Raw genomic sequence first — 25,031 nt, 5'->3', positions numbered from 1 at the left:
GGTGCGGGGGACGGGCCACCACCGGAAATGACGTGACGTCAGCTCTCGGTCTTCGCGCCACGGCGGCGCATGCCGAAGAACACCGCGCCACCGCCGACCACGACCAGGGCGGCCGCGATCCCGGCGATCATGCCGGTGTTGGAGTCGGCGCCGGTCTCGGCGAGGTTGGAGTCACCGGCCGCGGGCGACGGCGCGTTGCTCGCGGTGTCCGCCGCCGGAACGGTGGACTCGCTCGCCGAGGCCGCCGGCGTCGACGGAGCCGGGGTCTCGGACTCCTCCTCGGCCGGGGTCGAGGACGACTCGGACGGCGTCGGAGTCGGGGACTCCTCCTCCTCGCCGCCGCCGCAGGCGGTGGCCGGCGTGACGAGGTTCGGCTTGATGTCCTCGTCGACGTACGGCTTGGCCACGACGTGGACGCGGTACTCCGCGCTCGGCTTCCAGTCCTCGGCGAAGGTGATGGTCTCGCCGTTCTTGGAGCCCTTCACCTCCTGTTCGCCGACCTTCTCCTCGCCGCCGTCGGTCTGGCGGAAGACGGTGACGGTCGCCTTGACACCGGCGGAGTCCACATCGGTGACGGTGATGACGCCCTTGGTGCCGTCGCACGTGGCGGCGGCGCTGAACTCGCCGATGTTGCAGGCGAGCGCGTTGCCGGCGGCGCCGACGGCCAGGGCGACCGCGGCGGTCGCCACACCGAGGGCACGAACGCTACGGCGGGACGCCGCACTTCTGAGTATGGGCAGGGGCACGTTGGTCCTTTACCGGATGCTGGATGCGGGGGGTTGCCCGGGGCCGCTGGTCCCACGTCACGCTTGCTTCACGCTTCCGCGACACCGTGGCCCCAGGAGACTCACAGGTCTATTGGCAGTGCACCGGCAGTGTCAACGCATATGCGCCCGTGGGCCGTTGGCTTTGCCCTCTTATTAACTTCGGATAAGTTTCAGCGCCGCCGGCGCCTCCTCGATCCGGTCGACCAGCGCGATCCGCGACTCCATCGAACGGCCCCCGGCCAGCGCCCGCAGCAGCGGCCACGCGGGCAGCCGCTCGGTCCAGTGCGCCTGGTCCACCAGCACCATGGGGGTGGGTTCGCCGCGCGACTCATAGTAGTTCGGCGTCGCGTTGTCGAAGACCTCCTGTACGGTCCCGGCGGCGCCCGGCAGGAAGACGACCCCCGCGTTGCAGCGGGCCAGCAGGCCGTCCTCGCGGGTGGCGTTGGCGAAGTACTTGGCGATGTGCGCGGCGAAGGCGTTGGGCGGCTCGTGGCCGTAGAACCAGGTCGGGATGCCGACCGAGGGACCGCCGTCCGGCCAGCGCTCGCGGACCGCGAAGGCGGCGCCCGCCCACGCGCCGATGGACGGCGTGAAGGAGGGCGCCGCGGCGAGCAGCAGCAGCGCCTCGTCCAGCATCGAGTCGTCGAACGGGGCGGCGTAGGCGCCGAGGTTGGCCGCCTCCATCGCGCCGGGTCCGCCGCCGGTGGCCACGGTGAAGCCGGCCCGGGCCAGCTCGCGCCCGAGCCGCGCCGCGCCGGCGTACGCCTCGGTGCCGCGCGCCATCGCGTGCCCGCCCATGACGCCCACCACCTCGGCGCCGACGAGGAGTTCGTCGACCGCGTCGGAGACGGCGTCGTCGTGCACGGCGCGCAGCATGGAGGCGAAGATGTCGCCGTCCGCCCTGGTCCGCTGGAACCAGGCGTAGGCCAGCGCGTCCGGCGTCGCCTCGTAGCCCTTGGCCAGGGAGGCGTACAGCTCGTCGGGCGAGTAGAGGAACGCGCGGTACGGGTCGAAGGGCAGGCCGGGCACCGGCGGGAACACCAGGGCGCCGGCGGCGCGTACGGCGGTGGCGGCCGCGTCGTCCATCGGGCAGCCGAGGAAGACGGCGCCGGCCGCCTCGGCGGTCAGCAGCGCGTCCGTACGGTCCGTCAGGTCGACGGCCTGGACCCGGTAGTGCGCGAGGCCCCCGCCGCGGGCGAGCACCTCGTCGAACTCGGCGAGGGACTCGATCTCCCGGTCGTGGGCGGCGTGGTACGGCTGAGCGGGCGTCGATATGTCATCCACCCGCTCATGCTAGGGGCGGGCCTTCCTCAGCTCTGCACCGCGGCCGGGTCCATCCACACGACCTCCCAGGTGTGGCCGTCGAGGTCGTCGAAGGCGCGGCCGTACATGAAGCCGTGGTCCTGGGTCTCGCCGGTGACCGTGCCGCCGGCCGCGACCGCCTTGTCGACCAGCTCGTCGACCTTCTCGCGGCTCTCGGCGCTCAGCGCGAGCAGCACCTCGCTGCTCTTGCGGGAGTCGATGATGTCCTTCTTCGTGAACACGCCGTACTTCTGCGGGGTGTGCAGCATGACCACGATGGTGTCGCTGAGCGGGATGGACGCGGTCGAGTCGTCGCTGAACTGGGCGTTGATCGAGTACCCGAGCCCGGTGAAGAACCTCTTGGCGGCGTCGAGGTCGGTGGTGGCCAGGTTCACGAAGATCATCTGCTGGTACATGGGGCCTCTCCCGTCGGTGTCATGCCGTTCACAGGAGTAGACCCGGGGCCGGCCCCGAACTCATCGCGCATCGACGAGTTTTCTTCGGTCTTTTTTGCGAACGGGCCGCTTCAGGAACGGGTCAGCGGCAGCGCCGCCAGTTCCGCGACCGCCAGGGTCAGCGGGCCGAACACGGCGAGCAGGACGGCGCTGCGCAGCACGGCGGCCCCGCGCAGCACCGTGGCCGGCGCCCCGAGCCGCAGCAGCGCGCCGGTCGCGTCGGCGCGGGCCTGCTTGGTCTCCACGGCCGTGGTCAGCAAGGTGGCCACCGCGCAGCCCGCCACCAGCAGGCCGCCGAGGGTACTGAGCGGGCCGAACGACGACCCGTCCGCGCCGTGCAGCGCCGCCGCCGCGTACGCCGCCGAGGCGACCGCGCAGACCACGCCGAGGGGGCGGCCGATGCGCTGCGCCTCCTCCATCAGGACCCGTCCGGCCAGCAGCCGCACCGCACCCGGCCGGACCGCCTGGAGCAGGCGCCCGCACAGCTGGGTGAGGCCGGGGCCGGCCAGCGCCAGGCCGAGGGCGGTCAGCGCCCAGCCGACGAGGACACCGGCGGCGGGGGCGCCGGGGTCGCCGGCCCGGTCCGCCATCGTCTCGACGGCCAGTCCGGCGGCGAGCACGGCGACGCCCCAGGGGAGGTCGGCGGTGGCGGGGCGGGGGAGGGCGGTGGGGGCAGGAGTGGGGGTGGAACCGGATGCGAAGGCCGGGGTGGGGGTCGCGCTCGCCGCCGTGGCCGTAGCCGTCATGGCCGCGGTCGCGGCCGGGCTGCCGGCCGGTGTCGCCGCCCGGCGGGCGCCGAAGCGGCCGTACGCCCCGAAGGTCTCCCGGGCCGCCAGGCCGTACGCCCCGAAGCGGCCGTACCGCCGTCCGGTGCCGCCCGCCGGGGCGGGGCGGCGGTCGCTCGGGCGCAGTGTCACGGCCACCGCCGCCGACGCCGCCGCCGGGACCAGCGCCAGCAGGGTCAGAACCGCCGGGAGCGGCAGCGGCAGGCCCACCGCGTAGGTGTCGGCGAGGGCGCCGCCGGCGGGCCGCCCGGTCAGGTCGCCGCGCACCTGGAGGAAGAGCAGCAGTGCCACGAGCGAGCCGAGGGTGCCGGCCGCGGCCGTGGTGGCCGCCGAGACGGCCATCAGCCGGCCGGGCCCGAGGCCGATCGCGGACAGTCCGGTACGGGGCCGGGTGCCCGGGTCGGTACGGGCCACCGCCACCGCCAGGTACACCGTGGCGGCCAGCGGCGCCGCGCACCAGGCCAGCCGGAGGGCGGAGCCGCCGGCGGTGTCCGGGTGGGTCAGCGCGTGGCCCAGCGAGCACAGCAGCAGGAAGCCGGTGCCCGCGGCGGCGGCCACCACCAGCAGCCGGCGCAGCTGGACGGCGGGTCCCGCGGCGCGGGTCAGGCGGAGAGCGAGCACGCCGCCCGGCCTTCCGTCGCGGCCGGACCGGAGCCGGCCGCGGGCTCCGGGGGCAGGTGCAGGGTCCGTACCCGGCGGCCGTCCAGCAGCGTCACCGTACGGTCGGCGAGGGCGGCCTCCCGCGGCCCCTGGTCGGCGAGCACCACGGTGACGCCGTGCGAGCGGGCCGCCGTGGTCAGCGTGCGCAGCACCTGGGCGCTCTCGGCGCGGTGCAGCGGCGCGGCCGGTTCGTCGGCGAACAGCACCGAGGGGACGACGGCGAGCGCGCGGGCGATGCACACCCGCTGCCGCTCCGCCTGCCGCAGCTCGTGCGGGCGCAGCCGGGCCTTCCCGGCGACATCCAGTCGCTCCAGCCACTCCAGGGCGGCCTGCCGGGCCCGGCGCCGGCCGGTGCCGCGCAGCATCAGCGGCAGGGCGGCGTTCTCCCAGACGTTCAGCTCGGGCACGAGTACCGGGGCGGAGTCGATCCAGCCGAACCGGTCGCGGCGTAGCCGCTCCCGGCCGAGCGCGCCCAGTTCGTGCACCGCGACACCGTCGAACCAGACCTCGCCGCGCTGCGGCCGGGCCAGTGCGGCCAGGCAGCGCAGCAGCGCCGTCTTGCCGCTGCCGCGCGGGCCGCGCACGGCGAGCACCTCGCCCTTGCGGACGCCGAGGGAGACGCCCTGGAGCGCGGGGGAGCCGTCGCGGTGCGCGAAGTGCAGGGCGCTGGCCCGGATCACGTCGTTGTCCGGCGGAGCCACCATGCGCGTACACCTCGTTCTGGATCCGTTTCCGCGTCACCGGCACGCTAGGGACTGACCGCGGCGGCCACGGACAGCACACAGCCCCGGGCCGCCGTTTCTCACTCGAACGGGCGGCACCGGGGCCGTAGATGATCTTCCAGAACGACGATGCGAAAGGACGATGCGGAAGGACGATCGTCAGAGCTTCGTCCACGCCTCCGTCAGGGTCGCGCGCAGGATCTGCTCGATCTCGTCGAACGTCTCCTGGTTGGAGATCAGCGGCGGGGCGAGCTGGACGACCGGGTCGCCGCGGTCGTCGGCGCGGCAGTACAGGCCGTTCTCGAACAGCTGCTTCGACAGGAAGCCGTACAGGACCCGCTCGGTCTCCTCGTCGGTGAAGGACTCCTTGGTGTGCTTGTCCTTGACCAGTTCGATGCCGTAGAAGAAGCCGTTGCCGCGCACGTCGCCGACGATCGGCAGGTCGAGGAGCTTCTCCAGGGTGGCGCGGAAGTTGCCCTCGTTGTCCAGGACGTGCTGGTTGAGGCCCTCGCGCTCGAACAGGTCGAGGTTGGCGACGCCGACCGCCGCGGAGACCGGGTGGCCGCCGAAGGTGTAGCCGTGCAGGAAGGTGTTGTCGCCCTGGTAGAACGGCTCGGCCAGCCGGTCCGAGACGATGCAGGCGCCTATCGGGGAGTAGCCCGAGGTCATGCCCTTGGCGCAGGTGATCATGTCCGGCACGTAGCCGAACTTGTCGCAGGCGAACGTGGTGCCGAGCCGGCCGAAGGCGCAGATGACCTCGTCCGAGACGAGCAGCACGTCGTACTGGTCGCAGATCTCGCGCACCCGCTGGAAGTAGCCGGGCGGCGGCGGGAAGCAGCCGCCCGCGTTCTGCACCGGCTCCAGGAAGACGGCCGCGACCGTCTCCGGGCCCTCGAACAGGATCTGCTGCTCGATCTGGTCGGCGGCCCAGCGGCCGAACGCCTCCGGGTCGTCACCGTGGATCGGGGCCCGGTAGATGTTGGTGTTCGGCACCTTGTGCGCGCCCGGCACCAGCGGCTCGAAGGGCGCCTTCAGGGCGGGCAGGCCGGTGATGGACAGGGCGCCCTGCGGGGTGCCGTGGTAGGCCACGGCCCGGGAGATCACCTTGTACTTGGTGGGCTTGCCGATCAGCTTGAAGTACTGCTTGGCGAGCTTCCAGGCGGTCTCCACCGCCTCGCCGCCGCCGGTGGTGAAGAAGACCTTGTTCAGGTCGCCGGGGGCCTCGTGGGCCAGCCGCTCGGCCAGCTCCACGGCCTTCGGGTGGGCGTACGACCACACGGGGAAGAAGGCCAGCTCCTGGGCCTGCTTCATGGCGGTCTCGGCCAGCTCGGTGCGGCCGTGCCCGGCCTGGACCACGAACAGGCCCGCGAGGCCGTCGAGGTAGCGCTTGCCCTTGTCGTCGTAGATGTGGGTGCCCTCGCCACGGACGATGGTGGGGACGGGCGCGTTCGCGTACGACGACATGCGGGTGAAGTGCATCCACAGGTGGTCGTAGGCGGCCTTGCTGAGGTCCTTGTCGGTGCTCACGGTTATCGGGTTCCCCACATGTAGGTCTGCTTCTTGAGCTTCAGGTAAACGAAGCTCTCGGTGGAGCGCACGCCGGGGACGGCCCGGATGCGTTTGTTGATGACGTCCAGCAGGTGGTCGTCGTCCTCGCAGACGATCTCCACCATGAGGTCGAAGGAGCCCGCGGTCATCACGACGTACTCGCACTCGGACATCGCGGCCAGCGCGTCGGCGACCGACTCCACGTCGCCCTCCACGTTGACGCCCACCATCGCCTGCCGGCGGAAGCCCACGGTGAGCGGGTCGGTGACGGCGACGATCTGCATCACGCCCTGGTCGAGCAGCTTCTGCACGCGCTGGCGCACGGCCGCCTCGGACAGGCCGACGGCCTTGCCGATGGCGGCGTACGGCCGGCGGCCGTCCTCCTGGAGCTGCTCGACGATCGCGAGGGAGACGGCGTCCAACTGGGGACCGCCGGTCCGGGACTCGCGGGAGCCCTTCTGGTCTGCGCTTCGACTGGCCACGGCTTCACTGTGCACGACGGATCGACGGTTCCGCAAGGTCGTATCGATGAAATCCGTTGTCTACGAGGTCTCAGTCTGCGGATTTCGCAACCAGTAGGGGAGTGGGGGTGTTGAAAACGTCGGCCGTCCGATTAGTGTGGGTGTCTCAGCCATTGGACACATCCAAGTTCTTGGAGGGCCGGCAGTGCGCAAGCTACGCAACTACGTGGACGGCGAGTTCCGGGACGCCGCCGACGGACGGACCACCGAGGTGGTCAACCCCGCCACGGGCGAGGCGTACGCGACCGCGCCGCTGTCCGGGCGGGCGGACGTGGACGCGGCCATGGCGGCCGCCGCCGCGGCCTTCCCGGCCTGGCGGGACACCACCCCGGCCGAGCGGCAGAAGGCCCTCCTCAAGATCGCGGACGCGTTCGAGGAGCGGGCCGAGGACCTGATCGCGGCCGAGGTGGAGAACACGGGCAAGCCGATCGGGCTGACCCGCACCGAGGAGATCCCGCCGATGGTCGACCAGATCCGCTTCTTCGCGGGCGCGGCCCGGATGCTGGAGGGACGCGGCGCCGGCGAGTACATGGAGGGCCTGACCTCCTTCGTGCGCCGTGAGCCGATCGGGGTCTGCGCGCAGGTCGCGCCGTGGAACTACCCGATGATGATGGCCGTGTGGAAGTTCGCGCCGGCGCTGGCGGCGGGCAACACGGTCGTCCTCAAGCCGTCCGACACCACGCCCGCCTCCACCGTCCTGATCGCCGAGATCATCGGCGCGATCCTGCCCAAGGGCGTCTTCAACGTCATCTGCGGCGACCGTGACACCGGCCGCCTGATGGTCGAGCACCCGACCCCGGCGATGGCCTCCATCACCGGGTCGGTGCGGGCCGGCATGGCGGTCGCCGAGTCGGCGTCCAAGGATTTGAAGCGGGTCCACCTGGAGCTGGGCGGCAAGGCGCCGGTCGTGGTCTTCGAGGACACCGACATCGCGGGCGCCGTCGCGGGCATCTCGGAGGCGGGCTTCTTCAACGCCGGGCAGGACTGCACGGCGGCCACCCGGGTGCTGGTGCACGAGGCGATCCACGACGAGTTCGTGGCCGCGCTGGCGAAGGCGGCGGCCGAGACGAAGACCGGGCAGCCGGACGACGAGGACGTGCTCTACGGGCCCCTCAACAACCCCAGCCAGCTCCAGCAGGTGGCCGGCTTCATCGAGCGGCTGCCCGCGCACGCCAAGGTCGAGGCGGGCGGCCACCGGGTCGGCGACAAGGGCTACTTCTACGCGCCGACCGTCGTCTCCGGGCTGAAGCAGGACGACGAGATCGTGCAGCAGGAGGTCTTCGGGCCGGTCATCACCGTGCAGGCGTTCCGGGACGAGGAGCAGGCGGTGGAGTGGGCCAACGGGGTCGACTACGCGCTGGCCTCCTCGGTGTGGACGAAGGACCACGGACGGGCGATGCGGATGTCCCGGCGGCTGGACTTCGGGTGCGTGTGGATCAACACACACATCCCGCTGGTCGCGGAGATGCCGCACGGCGGCTTCAAGAAGTCCGGGTACGGCAAGGACCTCTCGGCCTACGGGTTCGACGACTACACGCGGGTGAAGCATGTGATGACGTCGTTGGAGGGGTGAGCGGCGCCGCCGCCCGGGAGAGGGCGTGTCCTCACGCGGGCGGCACCGTCCGCGCGAGGGCGGCCTTCTCCCGGCGCATGGCCCGCCGGACCGCGTGCGGCGACGGGCGCAGCAGCCGCAGGTGGGCGGCGGCCGACGAGCCCGGCGGCGTCCAGCGGTGGATCAGCCGGACGGCGGCCGGAACCAGGTCGTCGTCGGGGCCGACGAGTTCGTCGAGCAGACCGAGCCGCCACGCCCGCAGGGCGTCGACGCGGGCACCTTCCATGACCAGGCGCAGCGCCTGGGCACCGCCGGTGAGCCGGGGCAGGAACAGGCTGGCCGCGTTGGACACGGTCAGCCCGAGGCCGTTGGCCGGCCAGGCGAACGCCGCGTGCGCGGTGCCGACCCGGGCGTCCAGACTCAGCGCCAGTTCGGCCGCGCCGCCGACGGCGAGACCGCCCACGGCGGCCACCACCGGGACCTCGGCGGCCAGCGCGGCCAGGGTGACGGCGTTGAAGAGGTCCATCTCGGCGGCCGGGTTCGTTTCGGTCCCGGCGCACGGATTCATTGCGGCCGACGCTCCCGTCCCGGCCGCACGGTTCCCGGTCGGTCCCGTCGCCGTCTCGCGCAGTTCCGGCCCGGCGGAGAAGGCCCGCCCCCGCCCGGTGAGGACCACGCCCCGCACCTGCCGCCCGTCGCCGTAGTGGCGCAGCAGGGTCGCCAGGTCCCGGCGCATCGCCCGGGTCAGGGCGTTGAGCTTCGCGGGCCGGTCCAGGGCGACGACGGCGACCTCGGCCACGACGGTGACCGCGAGGTCGGCGGTGACCTCGGGCCGCGCCCCGGCGGTCACACCCACCCGTCCGCCGCGGTGCTGAACGCCCCGCCGCGCTGGTCGTCGCCGGGCCGCAGCAGCAGATGCTTGCGGATCCGGGCCGAGGCGGTGGTGGGGAAGGAGCCGACGAACTCCAGGTAGGCCGGGACCGCGGGCCGGGCCAGCCGCCGGCGGGCGTGCGCCAGCAGGGACCGGGCCGTCGGCGCGGTGGGCGGGGTGCCGGGCCGCAACCGGACGAACGCCTTGGGCAGTTCGCCGGACAGCTGGTCGGGGATGCCGACGACGGCCGCCGCCAGCACCGCCGGATGCGCCTCCAGGACCGCTTCCACCTCGGCCGGGGCGATCTGCTCGCCGCCGCGCCGGATCAGGTCCGCGAGCCGCCCGGCGTGCCGGACCCGCCCGGCCGGGTCCGCGACGCCCAGGTCGCCGGTGTGGTACCAGCCGCCGCGGAACACCCGGGCGGTGGCCTCCGCGCCGTTCCAGTAGCCCTTCATCATGGGCCGGCCGCGCACCAGGATCTCCCCGGCCGCACCCGGCGCCACCCGCTCCCCGCGCTCGTCGGCGACGACGATCCGCTTGCCGGCCGGCGCCCGCCCCAGTGCCCCGCTGCCGACCGCGCTCTCCGCATCCACCGGCGAGATCAGGTCGAGCCCGCTCTCGGTGGACCCGTACAGCTCCCGCCAGCGGGCGCCCCAGCGCTCCTCGTACTCCCGGTGCCGCTCGGGCCGGATGCCGGAGCACAGCACCAGCCGCAGGGCGTGCTCGCGGTCGGCGGGGCGCGGCGGCTGCTTGTGCAGCAGCGTCGGCATGCCGCCCACCACATGGGTCACGGTGGCCCCGTGCCGGCGTACGGAGTCCCAGAACCCGGCGGCCGAGAAACGTTCGAGGACCACCAGCGGCACCCCGGCCATCAGGCACATCACGGTCTGCCACTGCGGACCGACGGACGCGAAGGACTGCGCGGTCAGGACCACGTCGGCGCGGCGCAGCCCGGCCCCGGCGGCGATCCCCCACGCCGTGCGCAGCCAGTAGTCGTGGGTGAGGACGCACGCCTTCGGAAAGCCCGTGGTGCCGGCGGTGTACTGGAGGCCCACCGTGGCGTCGGTGCGGGCGAGCAGGCGGGGGAGGTCGCCGCGGCGGCCGGCGGCGTCCAGGCCGGGCAGGGTACGGACCGCGCAGGGCCGGCCGAGGCCGCCGGCCGCCCGGCGGGCGAGCGCCGCCAGGCCGGGGGCGGTCAGGACCAGGGCGGCCCGGCAGTCGTGCAGGACGTGCCGCAGGTCGAAGGCGCCGCAGCGGGCGTCGACCGGCACCGCGACGGCACCGGCCTTGACGACGCCGAGCCAGCTCAGCGGCCAGTCCGCACCGTTGCCCAGCAGGATCGCCACCCGGTCGCCGGGCCGGACGCCGTGCCCGGCCAGCTTCCGCGCCAGGTCGGCACCGCGCGCGTCGGCCGCCCGGAAGGAGAGCGTCCGGTCCGCGCAGCGCAGGAACTCCCGGTCCCCGTACCGGGACGCCGCGTCCGTCACGAGGTCCCGCAAGGTCCCCCAACGCGGTACGGCGGTGCGGTGCGGGACGTCGTCGAGGTTCATGGCGCCGCCTCCGTCGCGTCGTCGGTCGCCCACCAGGCCACCACCGGCGGCTCGTGGGACGGGCAACGCCGCCTCACCGGACGGTCTCGCCCGGATTGCCCCCGCCTTCACCCGGCGCCGAGCGCCGCCTGCCACCGTCGACGCTGACGGCACCGAGGAGGACGCGTTGACCGGCGTTGCGCTGTTCCACGAGACGCGGCAGCTCTTTTTTTGGGGCGACCCGTGACGGCCCGGTCAGCGGGCCGGGACCGCCGGCCGCAACGGACTCCGGTCGCCGGCGGCGTCCAGCCCCGGGTCCGCGCACAGGATCGCCCGCTGGAGGGTGCGCAGGTCCCGCGACGGCTCCAGCCCCAGTTCGGCCACCAGGGACTGCCGCAGCCGGTCGTACACCTTCAGGGCCTGCGGACGCCTGCCGCACCGGTACAGCGCGAGCATCAGCTGCCGGTGGAACCCCTCGTGCTGCGGATGCCGCGAGGCGAGCCCGCTCAGCTCGCTGAGCACCTCGTGCTGGCGGCCCAGTTCGAGCTCCGCCTCGATCCTGGTCTCCTGTACGCCGGTCCGGCTCTCCGCCAGCCGCACCAGCTCCGCCTCCAGCCGCATGCCGCGCCGCACATTGGCCAGCGGCGGGCCGGAGAAGACGTGCAGCGCCGCGCGGAACTGCTCGACGGCGGCCAGGTTGTCCCCGCCGTGGAACGCCCGCTGCCCGGCCAGCCGGTGCCGCTCGTAGCGCTGGAGGTCCACCCGGGCCGGATCGGCCCGGAACTCGTAGCCGTTCGGCGTGGTGATGAGGATCCTCTTGGGCGGGGTGTCGGGAACCAGCTCCCCGAGCAGCCGGCGCACCTGGAAGACATACGTCTGCAAGGCGCTCAGCGCGCTGCGCGGCGGCCGCTCGGCCCACAGCTCCTCGATCAGCGCGTCCGTGCTGACCAGCCGGTTGGCGTTGACCAGCAGGAGCGCCAGGACCTGGCGGGCTTTGGGCGCGCTCGGTGTCCTGCGGTCCTCCCCCACCCGTAGCGCCACATGTCCGAGAACCTCGACATCCACAGTTCCCCCACCCGTAGAAAACCCCGAACCAAGCCGAACACGCTGCGTGTTCAGTCCGCTACAGAACGTATCCACGCGTCAATTTCACGGTCAAGAACTCGGGAGAGCGAACCGGCCACCTGTGGAGTGGACGTTCCGGTTCCCCGCCGACAGAGGTGATCGCCGGTACCCGCGCCCGCCGGTGCCGCCGCCGTCGCCCGTGCCGCCCCGGGCGTATCCCCGCGTCCCGCGCACCTTGTCCGATTACCGACGGCCCACCGGGCGCACCCCGCCCGGCCCGCGTTCCTTACGCGCCGTGCGCGCCTGCGAGCGCCCGCCCGGACGCCGCGCGCACGGCGCCCAGCACGTCGACCCGGTTGGTGGTGATCGAGTCGACGCCCAGACCGATCAGCCGGCGCATGGCACGTCGGGTGTCGGGCGTCCAGACGGAGAGCAGGTAACCGTCCCGGCGCACCCGCTCGGACAGCGCCCGGTCCACCAGCGTCCAGCGGTAGTTGAGCCAGCGCGGCCGGACGGCGGCCAGCAGGGCGGGCCGGGGCGGCGCCAGGGTGGTCCAGGTCAGCGCGATCTCGGCGGCCGGGTCGGCTGCCCGCACGGCGAGCATGGCGGCGGCCCCCGCGCAGTAGTACACCCGGTCGCCCGCGCCGCACTCGCGCACCACGTCCACGATCCGCCGGACCGCCCGGACGCCGGGCGCGCCGGGCAGGTCCACCATCAGCCGGTGTCCGCCGGCCGCGGCGAGCGCCTCGGCCAGCGTGGGCACCCGCCCCTCCGTCAACTCCCGTACCTCGGCGGCCGTGAGCGCGGCCAGCGGCCGGTCCCGCTCCCACAGCCGGGTCAGCGTCTCGTCGTGCAGCAGCACGGGCACGCCGTCCCGGGTCAGCCGTACGTCGATCTCCACCGCGTCCGCGCCGCGGGCGAGCGCGGAGCGCAGCGAGGCGAGGGTGTTCTCGCGGACCCGGTAGGGATCGCCGCGATGCGCCACGGCGATCACTTCGGTCATGAGGTGAGCCAGGTCGCGGTGTAGGCGTCGATCTCCGCACCGATCCGGGCCTTGCCCGCCGGGTCGAGGAAGGAGACGTCCACCGCGGTCTTCGCCAGCTCGGCGAGAGAGCGCTCGTCCAGGTCCAGCAGTCGGGCGGCGACGGCGTACTCGTTGTTCAGATCGGTGCCGAACATCGGCGGGTCGTCGGAGTTGACCGTCACCAGCACCCCGGCGCGCACGAACTCCTTGATCGGGTGCTCGTCCAGGGTGCGCACCGCGCGGGTGGCGATGTTCGACGTCGGGCACACCTCCAGCGGAATCCGGTGCTCGGCGAGGTGGGCGAGGAGCTTCGGGTCCTGCGCCGAGGAGGTGCCGTGTCCGATCCGCTCGGCGCGCAGGTAGGTGAGCGCGTCCCACACGGTCTCCGGGCCGGTGGTCTCCCCGGCGTGCGGCACCGAGCGCAGCCCGGCGGCGATCGCCCGGTCGAAGTACGGCTTGAACTGCGGGCGCGGCACGCCGATCTCGGGCCCGCCGAGCCCGAAGGAGACCAGCCCCTCGGGCCGGATCCGGTCGTCGGTGGCCAGCCGGACCGTCTCCTCGGCGGCCTCCGTTCCCGCCTCGCCCGGAATGTCGAAGCACCAGCGCAGTACGGTCCCGAACTCGGCCTCGGCCGCCTTGCGGGCGTCCTCGATCGCGTCCATGAAGCCGCGCTCGTCGACACCGCGCCGGGTGGACGAGAACGGGGTCAGGGTCAGCTCGGCGTACCGGACCTGCTGCCGGGCCAGTTCCCGGGCCACCTCGTAGGTCAGCAGCCGGACGTCCTCCGGGGTGCGGATCAGGTCGACGACCGACAGGTAGACCTTGATGAAGTGGGCGAAGTCGGTGAACGTGAAGTACTCGGCCAGCGCCTCGGGGTCGGCGGGTACCTCGGAGTCACGGTGCCGGGCGGCGAGTTCGGCGACGATCCGGGGGGAGGCGGAGCCGACGTGGTGGACGTGCAGTTCGGCCTTGGGCAGACCGGCGATGAAGGAGCGCAGGTCGCGCGGGACGCCGGAGCTGACGAGGTGCTCGGGGCGCGGGCCGTGCCCGGGGTCCTGCGGCTGCGCGCCGCTCCCGGTCCGTCCGGTGCGCTCGGCTCGCTCGGTGTTCTCGGTCAAGGGTTCCTCCCCGGAACGGGGCGCCCGGCGGCCGGGTGGTGTCCGGCGGGGCGCTGGTGATCGGCTGATCGGCGACTCGGGGATCATCGTAGGCCGGGGGCCCGCCGGACGGGTACGCGCCGTAGCATGACGGCACGTTCGAACAGAGGGGACCCGCGCATGTCCGACGACGCGCAGACGCCGGAAGCCGACGCGCACGGACCGACAGCGCCGCCCGGTGCGGGGCGAAGAGACGCGGTGCCGGGCGCGGGCGGCAAGTTGTGGCCGCCGCCGGTCAACGAGGATCCGGACGCGTCCGGTGGCTCGGGGCGGCCGGTGCCGGTGCCCGTGCCGGATGATCCGACGCCGCCGGCCTCGACGCCGTGGCCGTCCCCGTCCGTCCCCGAGCCGGACCACCAGACGGTCACCTCCATACCCACCTTGGGCGACCAGCCGTCCGACGCGGCGCCTACGCCGCCGCCTCCGTCGCAGCCGTGGGCGACGCCGTCGGGTGCGGATGCGAGGACGCATACGGGCTCGGGAGGCGATCCGTTCGCCGCGCCGGCCTCCGACGTGCGCCCCGCCGGTCCCGCCAACCCCTTCGCACCGCCGGCGTCGTCGCAGGGGCAGGGGCAGGGGCAGGGGCACGGTGGCCAGGGCAGCCCCGTCGTCCCCCCGCCGCCGATCAGCCCTGACGGACCCGGCCGGCTCCCTTACGGCTACCCCGGTGCCTACAACTATCCAGCCCATGGCCCCGGCCCCGGCTACGGTGCCGGTCCGCAGCCACAGGGCTACTACGGCTGGCAGGGCCTGGGGCCGCTGCCGCCGAGGAACGGCATGGGCACGGCCGGTCTCGTCCTCGGGATCATCGCGGCCGTCGGTTTCTGCATGTGGCCGTTCGCCATCCTGGCGGGGGTGCTGGGCATCGTCTTCGGCGCGGTCGGCCGGGCGAAGGCGCGCAGGGGCGAGGCCACCAACTCCGGCCAGGCACTGGCCGGCATCATCTGCGGTTCTTTCGGGGTCGCGTTGGGGGTCGGATTCGCGGTCCTGATCTTCACGAGCGGGTAGGGCTGTCGGCGGGGGCGGGCCCAGGTGCGCTGGTCCCGCGTCGCCGGGGCACCGGCGTTGAGCTGGGCCGGGGGCGTGGCGCAGCCCGGCGCGACGGGGTGCCTCCCCCACTCTCGGCTGCGCTCGAGCGGGGGGACCCCCATCGCCCACCCGTGCCGCCCCTGGGGTACCTCCCAGGCCGTTCAGGCACTGGGGGAGGCACGATTGCCCGCGGTGACGCGGCCGCGTACTGCCCGTGGCCGCGTACTGTCCGCGGCCACGCGCCGCCCGCGCCGCCCGTGCCGCCCACGCCGCCCGTGCCGCCCGTGCCGGTCTTAGGACGTGGGGGCGTGGGGAATGCGGCGCGCGGGGGCTCGGGGAGCGGTTCCGTAGTCGCCGTGGCAGGCGTGGGAGGCACCAGGGCTGTACGCGCACGCGCGGGACTCGGAAGGCGGGTCCGGAGTCGGCGTCGGGCGTCGCAGGTGTCGCGGCCACCGGGGACGTACCCGCAGTCGCGTACGGCGGGAAGGGGACGGGGTGGGGGGTGTTCGCCCGCAGCGGTTGGCGCGTCGACCCGGTTCACCCCCGTAGGAGACCGATTCCGCGCCGTTCCGAGGACGGACACCCCCCGCCCCGGCCCCGACCCACAACCCACCAGTGGGCGCTACGCGCACCCCCACCCCACCCGCGCAGGCCGCCGCAGGCCTCACCTCACCACGGCCCGCAACCCCCCACCCCGCAGCCTCGCCCGCGCTTCCATCAACGCGAAGCCCAGCAGGTTCGCCCCCCGCCACCGCTCCGGATCGCCCGCCCGCTCGTCCGTCGCCGCGAGGCCGATGCCCCACACCCGGTCGACGGGACTGGCCTCCACCAGTACCCGGTCCCCCGTACCCAGCAGAAACTCCCGCAGCGCCGTGTCCGTCGCGAACTTGTGGACGCTGCCCTCGACGACGATCCCGAACCGCTCCCGTTCCCATATCGCCTCGTCGAAGCCCCGCACCAGCCGCCCCGCCTTCTTCGCCTCGGCGGGATGCCCCGCCGCCAGCACCCGCCGCTCCGCCTCCGGGTCCCGGAACAGCCGCGCCTTGCCGGCCATCATCCAGTGCTCGGCGCTCGCGTACGCCACCCCGCCCACCGTGAACGGCGACGGCCACCACTGACTCAGACAGCCCGCCCCGACCCGCCCGTCCGGACCCGATCGGTGCCCCCAGAACCACAGGTACTTCACCCGCGCCCCCGCCCGCACCGCCGCGACCAGCGCTTCCCTGCTGTCCAACGCCTCCGTCACCTCTCCCATACACGCCACTGTGGCACGCACCACTGACACTCCGTCCCCCCTTTTCCGCACCGACTCGACACCCGGTCCACCCGTTTCATCGGATTCCGTCGCGTAACCAAAAGGCAACAACGGAATCACTTGTTGGAGGCCCATCGCTCTGTCAGGATCGGCACCCACATCGAGTTCGAGCCACGCCGGCCCCCACCACCGGGGACACCGAGGAGAGCCGACATGCACCACCCGGGCAACGCCACCCAGGACCGCTTCCCCGCACAGGACCGCGCACAGGACCGCGCACAGGACCGCGCACAGGACCGCGCACAGCACCGCGCACAGGACCGCGCACAGCACCGCTTCGCGGCCGGGGCCCAGTACATCGCGGGCCGTCTCACCCACGGCACCTCCGACCGCACGTACACCGTCGTCGACCCGGCCACCGGCACCCCGGTCCTCAGCTACCGCCTCGCCGCCCCGGCCGACGTCGACGCCGCCGTCGCCGCCGCCCGCGCCGCGTTCCCCGCCTGGGCCGGCGCGACGCCCGCCGAACGCTCCGACGCCCTGCACCGGTTCGCCGCCGTCCTCGCCGACCACGCCGAGGATCTCGCCCGCGCCGAGTCCCTCCAGTGCGGCAAACCCCTCAAGCTCACCCGCGAGTTCGACGTCCCCGGCACCGTCGACAACGCCGCCTTCTTCGCCGGCGCCGCCCGCCACCTCCAGGGCCAGTCGGCCGGCGAGTACTCCGCCGACCACACCTCCTACGTACGCCGCGAACCCCTCGGCGTCATCGGCTCCATCGCCCCCTGGAACTACCCGCTCCAGATGGCCGCCTGGAAGATCCTCCCGGCGATCGCCGCCGGCAACACCATCGTTCTCAAGCCCGCCGAGAACACCCCGCTCACCGCCCTGATGTTCGCCCAGGCCGCCACCGAGGCCGGCCTCCCCGCCGGCGTCATCAACATCGTCGCCGGCACCGGCCCGGAGGCGGGCGAGCACCTCGTCGGCCACCCCGACGTGGCGATGACCTCCTTCACCGGCTCCACCGCCGTGGGCAAACGCGTCGCGGAGACAGCCACCGCCACCCTCAAGCGCCTGCACCTGGAACTCGGCGGCAAGGCCCCCTTCCTCGTCTTCGACGACGCCGACCCGGAGGCCGCCGCCCACGGCGCGGTCGCCGCCGCCCTCATCAACTCCGGCCAGGACTGCACGGCGGCCACCCGCGCCTACGTCCAACGCCCCCACTACGACGCGTTCGTCGACCGCACCGCCGCCCTCATGCGAACCGTCCGCCTCGGCGACCCCTTCGCCCCCGGCACCGACCTCGGCCCGCTGGTCAGCCACGCCCACCGGGACCGCGTCGCCGGCTTCGTCGACCGGGCCCGCGGCTACGCCCGCGTGGTGACCGGCGGCGAGATCCCCGACGACGAGCACCTGAAGGACGGCGCCTACTACCGTCCCACCCTCATCGTCGACGCCGCCCAGGACAGCGAGGCGGTCCAGGCCGAGATCTTCGGCCCGGTCCTGGTCGTGCTGCCCTTCGACACCGACGACGAGGGCATCGGCCTCGCCAACGACACCCCGTACGGCCTCGCCGCCTCCGCCTGGACCCGGGACGTCTACCGCGCCCACCGCGCCACCCGCGAGATCAAGGCGGGCTGCGTCTGGGTCAACGACCACATCCCGATCATCAGCGAGATGCCGCACGGCGGCTACAAGGCGTCCGGCTTCGGCAAGGACATGTCCGCCTACTCCTTCGAGGAGTACACGCAGCTCAAGCATGTCATGTTCGACAACACCGCGACCCCCGCGAAGGACTGGCACCGCACCGTCTTCGGAGACCGCTAGCCCCTCCCGCCCCCGGCCCGCCAGCCACCCCCCGCCCCCCGCCCCCGGCCCGCCAGCCACCCCCCGCCCCCCGCCCCCGCCCCCCGTCCTCCGCTCCTCCCGTCTGCCGAAAGGGCCCCACACGCATGGAGCAGTACGAGCCAGCCCGTCTCTCCCCGGCCCAAGTGGCCGCCATGCGGCGCAGCATGCGCAACGGCCGGGCCGCCCTGACCCGCCGCTCGCTGCTGCGCGCGTCCGCCGCCGGCACGCTCACCGTCGGCGCCGCCGCCGCGCTGAGCGCCTGCGGCATCCCCGCCGCCGGCACCAAGGAGGGCGGCACCTCCGCCGAGGACCACTCGGACCAGGAGAAGGAGATCGACTTCTCCAACTGGACCGAGTACATGGACGTCGACGACAGCGGCAAGAAGCACCCCACCCTCGACACCTTCACCCGCCGCACCGGCATCAGCGTGAAGTACACCGAGGACATCAACGACAACAACGAGTTCTTCGGCAAGATCAAGCCGCAGCTCGCCGCCGGCCAGGACACCGGCCGGGACCTGATCGTCCTCACCGACTGGCTGGCCGCCCGGCTGATCCGCCTGGGCTGGGTGCAGAAGCTCGACCCGGCCAACCTGCCGCACGCCTTCGCCAACCTCTCGCCCCAGTTCCGCACCCCCGACTGGGACCCGGGCCGCGCCTACTCCTACCCCTGGCAGGGCATATCCGCCGTCATCGCCTACAACAAGAAGGCATTGGACGGCGTAGCGGTGAAGTCCCTCTCCGACCTCCTGGACAACCCGAAGCTCAAGGGCCGGGTCGGCCTGCTGACCGAGATGCGCGACACGATGGGCATGGCCCTGCTGGACATGGACAAGGACCCGGGCGCCTTCACCGACGACGACTACGACGCGGCCGTCGCCCGGCTCCAGAAGGCCGTCGACAGCGGTCAGATCCGCCGCTTCACCGGCAACGACTACACCTCCGACCTCAGCAAGGGCGACTTCGCCGCCTGTCTGGCCTGGGCCGGCGACGTGGTCCAGCTCAAGGCGGACAACCCGGACGTCGACTTTCTCATCCCGGACAGCGGTTACGTCACCTCCAGCGACAACCTGCTGGTCCCGAGCAAGGCCCGGCACAAGGCGAACGCCGAACGCCTCATCGACTACTACTACGAGCCGAAGGCCGCCGCCGAACTCGCCGCCTACATCAACTACGTCTGTCCGGTCGACGGCGTCAAGGAAGAACTGGCGAAGATCGACCCGGACGCGGCGGCGAATCCACTGATCATCCCGGACCAGGCCATGCAGGCGAAGTCCCGCGCCTTCCGCTCGCTCAGTTCGAAGGAAGAGACGGCGTACGAGGCCAAGTTCGCGAAGCTGACGGGGGCGTGACCCAGTGACCCAGATGACGAACGAGAACGGCGGCGACGTCCGCCTGGCCGGCATAGGCAAGACCTACGGCTCCTTCACCGCCGTGCACCCGCTGGACCTGACCGTCCCCGAGGGCTCCTTCTTCGCCCTGCTCGGCGCCTCCGGCTGCGGCAAGACCACCACCCTGCGCATGATCGCCGGCCTGGAGGAACCTTCCTGCGGCACCGTCCACCTCGGCGACCAGGACGTGACCCACCTGCCGCCGTACAAGCGCCCGGTGAACACCGTCTTCCAGTCCTACGCCCTCTTCCCGCACCTCGACGTCTTCGAGAACGTCGCCTTCGGCCTGCGCCGGCGCGGCATCAAGTCGGTCAAGAAGCAGGTCGGCGAGATGCTCGACCTGGTCCAGCTCGGCGAGCAGGCCCGCAAGAAGCCGCACCAGCTCTCCGGCGGCCAGCAGCAGCGCGTCGCGGTGGCCCGCGCCCTGATCAACCACCCCAAGGTGCTGCTGCTCGACGAACCCCTCGGCGCCCTCGACCTGAAGCTGCGCCGGCAGATGCAGCTGGAGCTCAAGCGCATCCAGACCGAGGTCGGCATCACCTTCGTCCATGTCACGCACGACCAGGAGGAGGCCATGACGATGGCCGACACGGTCGCCGTGATGAACGCGGGCCGGGTCGAACAGCTCGGCCCGCCCACCGACCTCTACGAGCACCCGCGCACCACCTTCGTCGCCAACTTCCTCGGCACCTCCAACTTCATCGAGGCCGAGGTCGACAGCCGCACCGGCGAGGACGTCGTGCTCAGGGCGGGCGGCGGAAAGCTCGTCCTCCCCGCCGCGCGCTGCACCGCCCCCACCCCCGCCGGCGGCCGGATCCTGGCCGGGGTCCGCCCGGAGAAGATCTCCCTCACCCACGCCGCCGACGCCGGCACCGTCCCGGCCGGCCGCAACCGCATCACCGGCACCATCGCCGACGCCAGTTTCATCGGCGTCCGCACGCAGTACGTCGTCGACAGCCCCGTCTGCCGCGACTTCGCGGTCTACGTCCAGAACGTCGACCGCGACCCGCGCCTAATCCCCGGCGCCGAGGTCGTCCTGCACTGGAGCCCGGCGCACACCTTCGCCCTGGACGCCGCGCAGGACGCGGACGCCGGAGTGGAAGAGGCGGCCTGATGACCGCCACGCTCACCGAGACTCCGCCCACCGCACCGGAACCGGACCGCGCGGCTCCCCGCCGGCGCGCCCGCTGGACCCCGTACTGGCTGCTGCTGCCCGGCATCCTCTGGCTGCTCGTCTTCTTCGCCCTGCCGATGGTCTACCAGGCGTCCACCTCGGTGCAGACCGGCTCGCTGGAGGACGGCTACCGGGTCACCTGGCACTTCGCCACCTACTGGGACGCCCTGGCGGAGTACTGGCCGCAGTTCCTGCGCTCGGTCGCCTACGCCGCCGCCGCGACCGTGCTGTGCCTGCTGCTCGGCTACCCGCTGGCGTACCTGATCGCGTTCCGCGCGGGCCGCTGGCGGAACCTGATCATGATCCTGGTGATCGCGCCGTTCTTCACCAGCTTCCTGATCCGCACCCTGGCCTGGAAGACCATCCTCGCCGACGGCGGCCCGGTGGTCGGCGCGCTCAACACCCTGCACGTCCTGGACGTGACCGGCTGGCTCGGCTGGACGGCCGGCGACCGGGTGCTGGCCACGCCGCTCGCGGTGGTCTGCGGTCTGACGTACAACTTCCTGCCCTTCATGGTGCTGCCGCTGTACACCTCCCTGGAGCGCATCGACGGCCGGCTGCACGAGGCGGCCGGCGACCTGTACGCGCGGCCCGTCACCACCTTCCGCAAGGTGACCTTCCCGCTCTCCATGCCGGGCGTGGTCTCCGGCACGCTGCTCACCTTCATCCCGGCCACCGGCGACTACGTCAACGCCGACCTGCTCGGCTCCACCGACACCCGGATGGTCGGCAACGTCATCCAGACCCAGTTCCTGCGCGTCCTGGACTATCCGACCGCCGCCGCGCTCTCCTTCATCCTGATGGCCGCGATCCTCGTCATGGTCACCCTCTACATCCGTAAGTCCGGCACGGAGGATCTGGTGTAAATGGCCTTCGTCAACTGGCTCAAGCGCAATCTGGTCGTCCTCGCCGGACTGCTGACGCTCGCGTATCTGCTGCTGCCGAACGTCGTCGTCACGGTGTTCTCCTTCAACAAACCCGTCGGCCGGTTCAATTACGAATGGCAGGACTTCTCGACGGACGCCTGGCAGGACCCGTGCGGGGTCGCCGACCTGTGCGGCTCGCTCTCGCTCAGCCTCCAGCTCGCCTTCTGGGCGACGCTCGGCGCCACCGCGCTGGGCACCGCGATCGCCTTCGCGCTGGTCCGCTACCGGTTCCGGGCCCGCTCCGCCGTGAACTCGCTGATCTTCCTGCCGATGGCGATGCCCGAGGTGGTGATGGCCGCCTCGCTGCTCACGCTGTTCCTCAACATGGGCGCCCAGCTCGGTTTCTGGACGATCCTGATCGCCCACATCATGTTCTGCCTCAGTTTCGTGGTGACGGCGGTCAAGGCGCGGGTCCTGTCGATGGACCCGAAACTGGAAGAAGCCGCCCGGGACCTCTACGCCGGCCCGTTCCAGACCTTCGTCCGCGTCACCCTGCCGATCGCCGCGCCCGGAATAGCCGCGGGCGCGCTGCTCGCTTTCGCGCTCTCCTTCGACGATTTCATCATCACCAATTTCAACGCGGGTTCGACCGTCACCTTCCCCATGTTCGTCTGGGGCTCGGCACAGCGCGGCACCCCCGTTCAGATCAATGTCATCGGGACGGCGATGTTCGTCATCGCCGTACTGTTCGTCCTCGTCTCGATGGTCATCAGCAATCGCCGGACCAAACCCAAGGCGTGAACCATGCAGCTCAGGAGTGACTGGACCACTGCCCTCGCCGACGCCCAGCCGGTCCCGTACTGGCTGGACGACCCCGGCCGCCCCCGCCCCGAGCCCGCCCTCACCGGCGCCGAGAGCTGCGACCTGCTGGTGGTCGGCGGCGGGTACAGCGGCCTGTGGACCGCGCTGCTCGCCAAGGAGCGCGACCCGGGGCGGGACGTCGTCCTGGTGGAGGGCCGGGAGGTGGGCTGGGCCGCCTCCGGCCGCAACGGCGGTTTCTGCGCCGCCTCCCTCACCCACGGCCTGGCCAACGGCCTGGCCCGCTGGCCGGGCGAGATCCACAAGCTGGAGGAACTGGGCGCCCGCAACCTCGACGCCATCGAGTCCGCCGTCGCCCGCCACCACCTCGACTGCGACTTCGAACGCACCGGCGAGATCGACCTCGCCACCGAGCCGCACCAGCTCCAGGAGCTGACGGCCTGGCACGCGGAGAGCCGGCGGCACGGCCTCGCCGAGGACGTCGAGTACCTGGACGCCGACGCGGTCCGCGCCGAGGTCGACTCCCCGACCTTCCTCGGCGGCCTGTACGACCGCCGGGGCGTCGCCGTCCTCAACCCCGCCAAACTGGTCTGGGGCCTGAAGCGGGCCTGCCGCCGCCTCGGCGTCCGGGTCTACGAGCACACTCCGGCGCTCACCCTGAAGCCGTACGGCGCCGGGATGGCCGTACGCACCCCGTACGGCACGGTCCGGGCCCGCACGGTCGCGCTCGGCACCAACGTCTTCCCCAACCTGCTGAGGCGGGTCCGCTCCTACACCGTCCCGGTCTACGACTACGCCCTGATGACCGAGCCGCTCACCGACGACCAACTCGCCTCGGTCGGCTGGCGCGGCCGGCAGGGCCTGGCCGACAGCGCCAACCAGTTCCACTACTTCCGGCTCTCCGCCGACAACCGCGTCCTGTGGGGCGGCTACGACGCGGTCCACCACTACGGCGGCCGGGTGCGCGCCGAGTACGACGACCGGCCCGCCACCCACGCCAAGCTGGCCGGGCACTTCTTCATCTGCTTCCCGCAGTTGGCCGGGGTCCGCTTCACCCACGCCTGGGGCGGCGCGATCGACACCTGCTCCCGGTTCTCGGCGTTCTTCGGCACCGCCCACCAGGGGCGGGTCGCCTACGCCGCCGGGTACACCGGGCTCGGGGTCGGCGCGACCCGGTTCGGCGCCGAGGTGATGCTGGACCTGCTGGCGGGGGAGCGGACCGAGCGCACCGAGCTGGAGATGGTGCGCAGGAAGCCGCTGCCGTTCCCGCCGGAGCCGTTCGCCTGGACCGGGATCGCGCTGACCAAGTGGTCGCTGGCCCGCGCGGACGCGCACGGCGGCCGCCGCAACCTGTGGCTGCGCACCCTGGACCGGTTCGGACTGGGCTTCGACAGCTGACCCGTAGCTCCGCGGGTGCGAGCGCCGGGGCGTGCGCGCCGGTGTCGCGGGGTGCGACCCGCTTCACCCCCGCGGGACGCGCCAAGCCGCGTAATGCCCGCCGGTGACCTCCCTCTCCCTCGTGACGCACCCGCGTCCACGACCGAAAGGGAGGTCCCCACATGCCTGGGGCGAAGACGGCGGCACAGTGGCTGGCATCCGTCGCACCGGATCCCGAGGTCTGCCGGCTGGAGTGGGAGCGCAACCCCCTGGGGATCGCCCTGCTGCCGGCCGGCCGGGCCTGGGACGTACTCATCCTGCCGAGCCGGCTCGGCCATCTCACCCTCGACGTGCTGACCCGGATCCTGGACCGGCCCGGCCCGGTGCTCGCCGACTTCGGCGACGCGCGCGCCGGGTTCTTCGTACCGCCGGGCACCGCGGCGCGCTGGCTGGGCACCGGCGTGCGGACGGCCGGGGCCGGCACCTGGATCGTCGTCCCCTACCCCGGCCGGCTGTCGGTCGGCGGCATCCGCTGGCTGGTACCGCCGGACGGCTCCGGCACCCTCACCGATCCGGCCCTGCTGGAACTGGCGATGCACGAGGCGGCGGCCGGCCTCGCGGGACAGGAAGAGAGCTAGCGTTCCTCGGGACGGCGGTGGTGTTCCTCGGGACGGCGGTGGTGTTCCTCGGTACGGCGGCGGCTCAGCAGCAGGTGCAGAGCGCCCAGTCCGGCCCCGAACAGGCACCAGCTGGCCACCACGTCCAGTGGCCAGTGATAGCCGCGCCGGACCAGCCCGTAGGAGACGCCGAGGACCAGGACCGCGCCGGCCAGGCCCAGGCAGCGGCGGGCGGCGGGCGAGCGCAGCAGGGGCCGGAGCAGCAGGACGGCCGTGCCGTAGGCGACGAGGGCGGTGGCGGTGTGGCCGGAGGGGAAGTAGCCGGTGCCCGGCGCCACCGCCGGGGTGCCGGGGCGGTCGGTCCACACCTTGAGCGGCACGACCAGGGCCGGTACCAGCGCCATCAGCAGCGCGCCGGCGACGGGCGGCAGCCACCAGCGGTCCGCGCCGGCGGCCCGGCCGTGCCAGGCGGCGCAGACCAGCGCGAGCGCGAGGACGGGCAGCGCGACCTGGGTGTTGCCGAGGTCGGAGAGGAGTTCGGAGAACCGGTCCGGCCGGACCAGGGCCCGGCTCACCCGCTGGTCCGCGCGCAGCAGCGGACCGTCCGCGACGACCTGCCAGGTGATCAGCGCGAAGAGCACGAGGGGGAGCAGGAGAAAGAGGGGGGAGAAGGTCGGCCGCCCCGGAACAGGGGGGGTGG

The 25,031-nt window shown here is 72.9% G+C and carries 22 protein-coding genes and 1 pseudogene; 9 read left to right on the top strand and 14 right to left on the bottom strand.

The annotated features are described in order from the left end of the window. Positions 1–38: 38 nt before the first annotated feature. The 7 genes from ACTT8P_RS32790 to ACTT8P_RS32760 form a co-directional block, all read right to left on the bottom strand. A complete protein-coding gene (locus ACTT8P_RS32790) occupies positions 39–740 on the bottom strand; it encodes an LAETG motif-containing sortase-dependent surface protein (protein ID WP_442835428.1) in 702 nt (233 codons plus the stop codon). A gap of 180 nt (positions 741–920) precedes the next feature. Then, positions 921–2,051 carry an LOG family protein gene (locus ACTT8P_RS32785; protein WP_442835427.1) on the bottom strand — a complete coding sequence of 377 codons (1,131 nt, stop codon included), beginning with the start codon at positions 2,049–2,051 and terminating at the stop codon, positions 921–923. A gap of 26 nt (positions 2,052–2,077) precedes the next feature. After that, a complete protein-coding gene (locus ACTT8P_RS32780; protein ID WP_442835426.1) occupies positions 2,078–2,485 on the bottom strand; it encodes a VOC family protein in 408 nt (135 codons plus the stop codon). Positions 2,486–2,595: 110 nt separating this feature from the next. Beyond that, positions 2,596–3,930 carry a hypothetical protein gene (locus tag ACTT8P_RS32775; RefSeq protein ID WP_442835425.1) on the bottom strand — a complete coding sequence of 445 codons (1,335 nt, stop codon included), beginning with the start codon at positions 3,928–3,930 and terminating at the stop codon, positions 2,596–2,598. Beyond that, complete coding sequence (locus ACTT8P_RS32770) at positions 3,912–4,673, bottom strand: ABC transporter ATP-binding protein (RefSeq protein ID WP_442835424.1); 762 nt, start codon at positions 4,671–4,673, stop codon at positions 3,912–3,914. The genes ACTT8P_RS32775 and ACTT8P_RS32770 overlap by 19 nt, the downstream gene beginning before the upstream one ends. A 177-nt stretch (positions 4,674–4,850) precedes the next feature. Beyond that, on the bottom strand, positions 4,851–6,236 hold the full coding sequence (locus ACTT8P_RS32765) for an aspartate aminotransferase family protein (RefSeq protein WP_442835423.1): 1,386 nt from the start codon (positions 6,234–6,236) through the stop codon (positions 4,851–4,853). Then, positions 6,221–6,736, bottom strand: coding sequence for an Lrp/AsnC family transcriptional regulator (locus ACTT8P_RS32760; RefSeq protein ID WP_442835422.1), 516 nt, complete (start codon positions 6,734–6,736; stop codon positions 6,221–6,223). Before ACTT8P_RS32760 ends, ACTT8P_RS32765 begins: the two co-directional genes overlap by 16 nt. 169 nt (positions 6,737–6,905) lie before the next feature. Here ACTT8P_RS32760 and ACTT8P_RS32755 point away from each other — a divergent pair, with 169 nt between their 5' ends. Then, positions 6,906–8,333 (top strand): gamma-aminobutyraldehyde dehydrogenase, encoded by a 1,428-nt coding sequence (locus ACTT8P_RS32755; RefSeq protein ID WP_442835421.1) that lies wholly within the window; start codon positions 6,906–6,908, stop codon positions 8,331–8,333. 31 nt (positions 8,334–8,364) lie between these two features. Here ACTT8P_RS32755 and ACTT8P_RS32750 read toward each other — a convergent pair whose 3' ends face one another. From ACTT8P_RS32750 to ACTT8P_RS32730, 5 genes and pseudogenes are all read right to left on the bottom strand, one after another. Next, a complete protein-coding gene (locus tag ACTT8P_RS32750) occupies positions 8,365–9,162 on the bottom strand; it encodes an enoyl-CoA hydratase/isomerase family protein (protein ID WP_442835420.1) in 798 nt (265 codons plus the stop codon). Further along, positions 9,159–10,733: a class I adenylate-forming enzyme family protein gene (locus tag ACTT8P_RS32745; protein WP_442835419.1), complete on the bottom strand. Its 1,575-nt coding sequence runs from the start codon at positions 10,731–10,733 to the stop codon at positions 9,159–9,161. The genes ACTT8P_RS32750 and ACTT8P_RS32745 overlap by 4 nt, the downstream gene beginning before the upstream one ends. Positions 10,734–10,967: 234 nt before the next feature. Then, the gene (locus ACTT8P_RS32740; protein WP_442835418.1) at positions 10,968–11,777 is read right to left on the bottom strand and encodes an AfsR/SARP family transcriptional regulator; all 810 of its coding nucleotides are present in this window, start codon (positions 11,775–11,777) and stop codon (positions 10,968–10,970) included. A 286-nt stretch (positions 11,778–12,063) separates the two neighbouring features. Beyond that, entirely contained in the window at positions 12,064–12,780 is a 717-nt protein-coding gene (locus ACTT8P_RS32735; protein WP_442835417.1) for a glycerophosphodiester phosphodiesterase, read from the bottom strand. Beyond that, a pseudogene (locus tag ACTT8P_RS32730) lies at positions 12,777–14,055 on the bottom strand (adenosine deaminase). The gene ACTT8P_RS32735 and the pseudogene ACTT8P_RS32730 overlap by 4 nt, the downstream one beginning before the upstream one ends. A 23-nt stretch (positions 14,056–14,078) precedes the next feature. On the opposite strand from ACTT8P_RS32730, the gene ACTT8P_RS32725 reads away from it, so the two are divergent. Next, the gene (locus tag ACTT8P_RS32725) at positions 14,079–14,966 is read left to right on the top strand and encodes a DUF4190 domain-containing protein (RefSeq protein WP_442835416.1); all 888 of its coding nucleotides are present in this window, start codon (positions 14,079–14,081) and stop codon (positions 14,964–14,966) included. Between the two features lie 685 nt (positions 14,967–15,651). Here the strand turns inward: ACTT8P_RS32725 and ACTT8P_RS32720 are convergent. Beyond that, a complete protein-coding gene (locus ACTT8P_RS32720; RefSeq protein ID WP_442835415.1) occupies positions 15,652–16,242 on the bottom strand; it encodes an NADAR family protein in 591 nt (196 codons plus the stop codon). Positions 16,243–16,455: 213 nt separating this feature from the next. On the opposite strand from ACTT8P_RS32720, the gene ACTT8P_RS32715 reads away from it, so the two are divergent. From ACTT8P_RS32715 to ACTT8P_RS32685, 7 genes are all read left to right on the top strand, one after another. Then, the gene (locus tag ACTT8P_RS32715) at positions 16,456–18,066 is read left to right on the top strand and encodes a gamma-aminobutyraldehyde dehydrogenase (protein WP_442835414.1); all 1,611 of its coding nucleotides are present in this window, start codon (positions 16,456–16,458) and stop codon (positions 18,064–18,066) included. A 125-nt stretch (positions 18,067–18,191) separates the two neighbouring features. Next, a complete protein-coding gene (locus ACTT8P_RS32710; protein WP_442835413.1) occupies positions 18,192–19,439 on the top strand; it encodes an ABC transporter substrate-binding protein in 1,248 nt (415 codons plus the stop codon). A 13-nt stretch (positions 19,440–19,452) separates the two neighbouring features. Beyond that, positions 19,453–20,592 carry an ABC transporter ATP-binding protein gene (locus ACTT8P_RS32705; protein ID WP_442835412.1) on the top strand — a complete coding sequence of 380 codons (1,140 nt, stop codon included), beginning with the start codon at positions 19,453–19,455 and terminating at the stop codon, positions 20,590–20,592. Next, entirely contained in the window at positions 20,592–21,518 is a 927-nt protein-coding gene (locus ACTT8P_RS32700; RefSeq protein WP_442835411.1) for an ABC transporter permease, read from the top strand. The genes ACTT8P_RS32705 and ACTT8P_RS32700 overlap by 1 nt, the downstream gene beginning before the upstream one ends. Beyond that, a complete protein-coding gene (locus ACTT8P_RS32695) occupies positions 21,519–22,319 on the top strand; it encodes an ABC transporter permease (protein ID WP_442835410.1) in 801 nt (266 codons plus the stop codon). Between the two features lie 3 nt (positions 22,320–22,322). Next, positions 22,323–23,735 (top strand): NAD(P)/FAD-dependent oxidoreductase, encoded by a 1,413-nt coding sequence (locus ACTT8P_RS32690; protein WP_442835409.1) that lies wholly within the window; start codon positions 22,323–22,325, stop codon positions 23,733–23,735. A 161-nt stretch (positions 23,736–23,896) separates the two neighbouring features. Beyond that, positions 23,897–24,352 carry a hypothetical protein gene (locus ACTT8P_RS32685; protein ID WP_442835408.1) on the top strand — a complete coding sequence of 152 codons (456 nt, stop codon included), beginning with the start codon at positions 23,897–23,899 and terminating at the stop codon, positions 24,350–24,352. On the opposite strand, the gene ACTT8P_RS32680 is transcribed toward ACTT8P_RS32685, so the two are convergent. After that, a partial coding sequence (locus ACTT8P_RS32680) for a phosphatase PAP2 family protein (protein WP_442835407.1) occupies positions 24,349–25,031 on the bottom strand: 683 nt, incomplete at its 5' end. The two genes, ACTT8P_RS32685 and ACTT8P_RS32680, sit on opposite strands and share 4 nt — an antisense overlap.

It is taken from the genome of Streptomyces sp. JW3, from assembly GCF_052216785.1.
Lineage (GTDB): Bacteria > Actinomycetota > Actinomycetes > Streptomycetales > Streptomycetaceae > Streptomyces.
This window is presented reverse-complemented; position numbering and strand designations above follow the sequence as displayed.

Bases quoted from the DNA above. Each gene is read 5' to 3' on its own strand.
- ACTT8P_RS32780 (WP_442835426.1), bottom strand. From the start codon at position 2,485: ATGTACCAGCAGATGATCTTCGTGAACCTGGCCACCACCGACCTCGAC.
- ACTT8P_RS32770 (WP_442835424.1), bottom strand. From the start codon at position 4,673: ATGGTGGCTCCGCCGGACAACGACGTGATCCGGGCCAGCGCCCTGCAC.
- ACTT8P_RS32745 (WP_442835419.1), bottom strand. From the start codon at position 10,733: ATGAACCTCGACGACGTCCCGCACCGCACCGCCGTACCGCGTTGGGGG.
- ACTT8P_RS32735 (WP_442835417.1), bottom strand. From the start codon at position 12,780: ATGACCGAAGTGATCGCCGTGGCGCATCGCGGCGATCCCTACCGGGTC.
- ACTT8P_RS32725 (WP_442835416.1), top strand. From the start codon at position 14,079: ATGTCCGACGACGCGCAGACGCCGGAAGCCGACGCGCACGGACCGACA.
- ACTT8P_RS32720 (WP_442835415.1), bottom strand. From the start codon at position 16,242: ATGGGAGAGGTGACGGAGGCGTTGGACAGCAGGGAAGCGCTGGTCGCG.
- ACTT8P_RS32715 (WP_442835414.1), top strand. From the start codon at position 16,456: ATGCACCACCCGGGCAACGCCACCCAGGACCGCTTCCCCGCACAGGAC.
- ACTT8P_RS32710 (WP_442835413.1), top strand. From the start codon at position 18,192: ATGGAGCAGTACGAGCCAGCCCGTCTCTCCCCGGCCCAAGTGGCCGCC.
- ACTT8P_RS32705 (WP_442835412.1), top strand. From the start codon at position 19,453: ATGACGAACGAGAACGGCGGCGACGTCCGCCTGGCCGGCATAGGCAAG.
- ACTT8P_RS32700 (WP_442835411.1), top strand. From the start codon at position 20,592: ATGACCGCCACGCTCACCGAGACTCCGCCCACCGCACCGGAACCGGAC.
- ACTT8P_RS32695 (WP_442835410.1), top strand. From the start codon at position 21,519: ATGGCCTTCGTCAACTGGCTCAAGCGCAATCTGGTCGTCCTCGCCGGA.
- ACTT8P_RS32690 (WP_442835409.1), top strand. From the start codon at position 22,323: ATGCAGCTCAGGAGTGACTGGACCACTGCCCTCGCCGACGCCCAGCCG.
- ACTT8P_RS32685 (WP_442835408.1), top strand. From the start codon at position 23,897: ATGCCTGGGGCGAAGACGGCGGCACAGTGGCTGGCATCCGTCGCACCG.